The 2,793-nt window shown below is 64.6% G+C and carries 3 protein-coding genes; 2 read left to right on the top strand and 1 reads right to left on the bottom strand.

Going from position 1 to position 2,793, the window contains the following annotated elements:
* A partial coding sequence (locus ACLP2E_RS16470) for a UPF0149 family protein (protein ID WP_442466552.1) occupies positions 1–418 on the top strand: 418 nt, incomplete at its 5' end.
* Here the strand turns inward: ACLP2E_RS16470 and ACLP2E_RS16465 are convergent.
* Positions 334–771: a tetratricopeptide repeat protein gene (locus tag ACLP2E_RS16465; protein ID WP_442466551.1), complete on the bottom strand. Its 438-nt coding sequence runs from the start codon at positions 769–771 to the stop codon at positions 334–336. The two genes, ACLP2E_RS16470 and ACLP2E_RS16465, sit on opposite strands and share 85 nt — an antisense overlap.
* Positions 772–938: 167 nt before the next feature.
* Between ACLP2E_RS16465 and ACLP2E_RS16460 the strand changes: the two genes are divergently transcribed.
* Positions 939–2,378, top strand: coding sequence for an amidase (locus ACLP2E_RS16460; protein ID WP_442466550.1), 1,440 nt, complete (start codon positions 939–941; stop codon positions 2,376–2,378).
* Positions 2,379–2,793 lie beyond the last annotated feature (415 nt).

The following is a 2,793-nucleotide window of genomic DNA, read 5'->3' as shown; positions in this document are numbered from 1 at the left end:
CGATCCGGACGACTTCAACCACGACACGGAGACATTCTCCGCGATCGCCGCCACGCTCACGCGACACAACGCGATCGTCAACGCGCTGTCCACGAAACCGGAAAGCTTCGAACCCCTATTCGTGCGCGGACCGGACGGCGAGGTGGACCCGCGGGCCTGGTGCATGGGCTTCTATGCGGTCATCAAGCTGCGGCTGCTCGCGTGGTCCCAATTGATGAGCCCGGACGCTGCCGAGCAAGGACTGCTGCTGCCGATATTGATCCACTGCGTCGACCCTTCCGGTCGCCCGGTTCTCGACCACCACCGGCGCCGTCTGGCAACTCCGTCCTCCGCTCAGGAGGCGTGGCGCGACATTCCGACCGTCGTTGAAGCCACGCGCCAGCTCTGGATGCCGAGCCGGTTCGCCCGGGTTACATAGCCGCCGGAGCAGCCCGGGCAGGCAAGTGTATGCTCGCACCGCTTACATTCTTCCGGCAACCCCGCCTTGCGGAGACCGTCGATAATGGCTGGCGTGACCGCGCGCTCTTTCATCCATTTGACTGTGATCGCGGGATTCAGGCGGCGCGCTTCGGCCAGGGCGGCTTGCGCCTCGTCCATCTTGCCTGAGAGGGCGTTGGCCGCCGCCAGGTCCGTGTAGACGAAGAACCCTCGCTGGCCCAAATCGATCGCCTTACGAAATTCGGCGATCGCCGCGTCGATATGGCCAAGGCCCATCTCGGAGTCGCCTATGAAATAGCGAAAGAGAGCGCCGCTCGGGTCGCGCGGGCTCAAGCGAAACACCCTTTCAATATCGGATTTCGCCTCCTCGAATCGGCCCAAAGAATTGTCTGCGTAGACGCGGGGGATATAGAGCAGGACGTATACTGGACGGTCGTATGGATTAGCACTGTCGATAAGGCCCCTGGGCCGTTTCTTCTCATGCTAGAATTCGCGCCGTCATGTCCGCCGATCTCCCCGCATCCCAGCTTCTCGACCTCGACGCGGTGGCGCTTGCGGGCGCGCTCCGATCGGAGAAGGTCTCCTGCGTCGAGCTGATGAGTGCGACGCTCGATCGGATCGAAGCACTCAATCCGTGTTTCAACGCGATCGTTGCGCTACAAGACCGCGAGACCCTGATCGCCGAGGCGCAGGCGCGGGACGCCCAGCCGGCGCGGGGACCGCTGCACGGCTTTCCGATTGCAATCAAGGATCTGTCCGCGGCCAAGGGCCTACCGATGACGATGGGCTCGCCGATCCTCAAGGACTTCGTCGCCGACGTGGATTCCATTTTCGTCAGGCGAATTCGCGCGGCAGGCGCAATCATTATTGGCAAGACCAACACGCCGGAATTCGGCCTTGGCTCGCAAACCTACAATCCTGTCCACGGACCGACCCGCAACGCCTACGATCCGGCCTTGACCGCAGGCGGCAGCAGCGGCGGGGCAGCGGTCGCGCTCGCTTTGCGCATGCTGCCGGTCGCCGACGGTTCGGACTATGGAGGCAGCCTGCGCAATCCGGCTGGGTGGAACAATGTGTACGGCTTCAGGCCGTCGATCGGCCGCGTGCCCAACGACGGCCGCGAAGCCTGGCTGCCGTCGATGGGCGTCAATGGGCCGATGGCCCGCAGCCCCGCCGATCTGGCGCTGCTGCTTTCGGTGATCTCGGGCTATGATCCGCGCGAGCCTTTGACGATCGCAGGAGACGGCGGCGAATTCGACGCACCGCTCGAAGGCGACGTGAGGGGCGCCCGCATCGCCTGGGTCCGCGACTGGGGCGGCGCCTTGCCTTGCGAGTCCGGCGTTCTGGAAGTTTGCGAACGGGCGCTGGAAACCTTTCAAGCTCTCGGCTGCGTCGTCGAGTGCGCGCAGCCCGATTTCTCGCTCGACGCCCTTTGGGACGCTTGGGTCACGCTGCGCCAATGGCAGATCGGGACTGCGCTTGCGCCATTCTGGAACGTTCCGGCAATGCGGGTTCTCATGAAGCCGGAAGCCGTGTGGGAGGTCGAACGCGGCGCAAGACTTTCGGCATTCGACGTCTCGGCGGCCTCAGCCGTGCGCACGCGCTGGACTCAGACGCTCGTCGCCTTTTTCGAGCGCTACGATTTTCTCGTCCTCCCTACCGCACAAGTCTTTCCTTTCGCGGTGGAAACCCATTGGCCCACCGAGATCGCCGGTCGGCGGATGGAAACCTACCATGAGTGGATGAAATGCGTCGTCCCAGCAACGATGGCGGGCGGCCCGGCGCTCGCGGCGCCGGCTGGATTCGGCGACAATGGTCTCCCGATGGGAATCCAGATCCTCGGCCGCAATCGCGCCGAGTTCGACTGCCTGCGCCTCGCCTGGGCCTACGATCAGGCCTCATGCTGGCCGCGAAAACGCAGGCCGGGCGCATTAGGTTGATTTTGGTCAAGGATGAACCAACCCGCGCGATGATGAAGCGTGGGGCGCGGGGCACTCGCCAGCACGCGCGCCTCAATGGACTGACTGGCTCGGTCCGGACGGTACTATCGCCGAATCGAGCGCCTCGCCTCCAGTGAGACCTGTCGAACCGGTTGGCCATGCTCGCGCATCTGGAAAAGGACTTCGGCCGGCCTATGGCGCGAAAGTTTGCGTAGGGCGTGCGCGTCATGCCCGCTTCGACCTGCCGATCGGATGGCTGGAGTCGACGTAGAGCGGCCGTCGCTGATTTCGCCCTTGGACGCTTCAATTGGGCGGAGAGCGCGCCTCCGCTGGTCGCATAGGCGAGGGCCGCTTCCCGCGCGACAGCGGTCACGAAATCGCGCTCGCCGCTTAGCGGAATGGGGTGCCCGCCGAC

Source organism: Rhodoblastus sp. (assembly GCF_052145335.1).
In the GTDB taxonomy this organism is placed as follows: Bacteria; Pseudomonadota; Alphaproteobacteria; order Rhizobiales; family Beijerinckiaceae; genus Rhodoblastus.
Note: the sequence above shows the minus strand (reverse complement) of the source record. Positions and strands in the feature narration are given on the sequence as shown.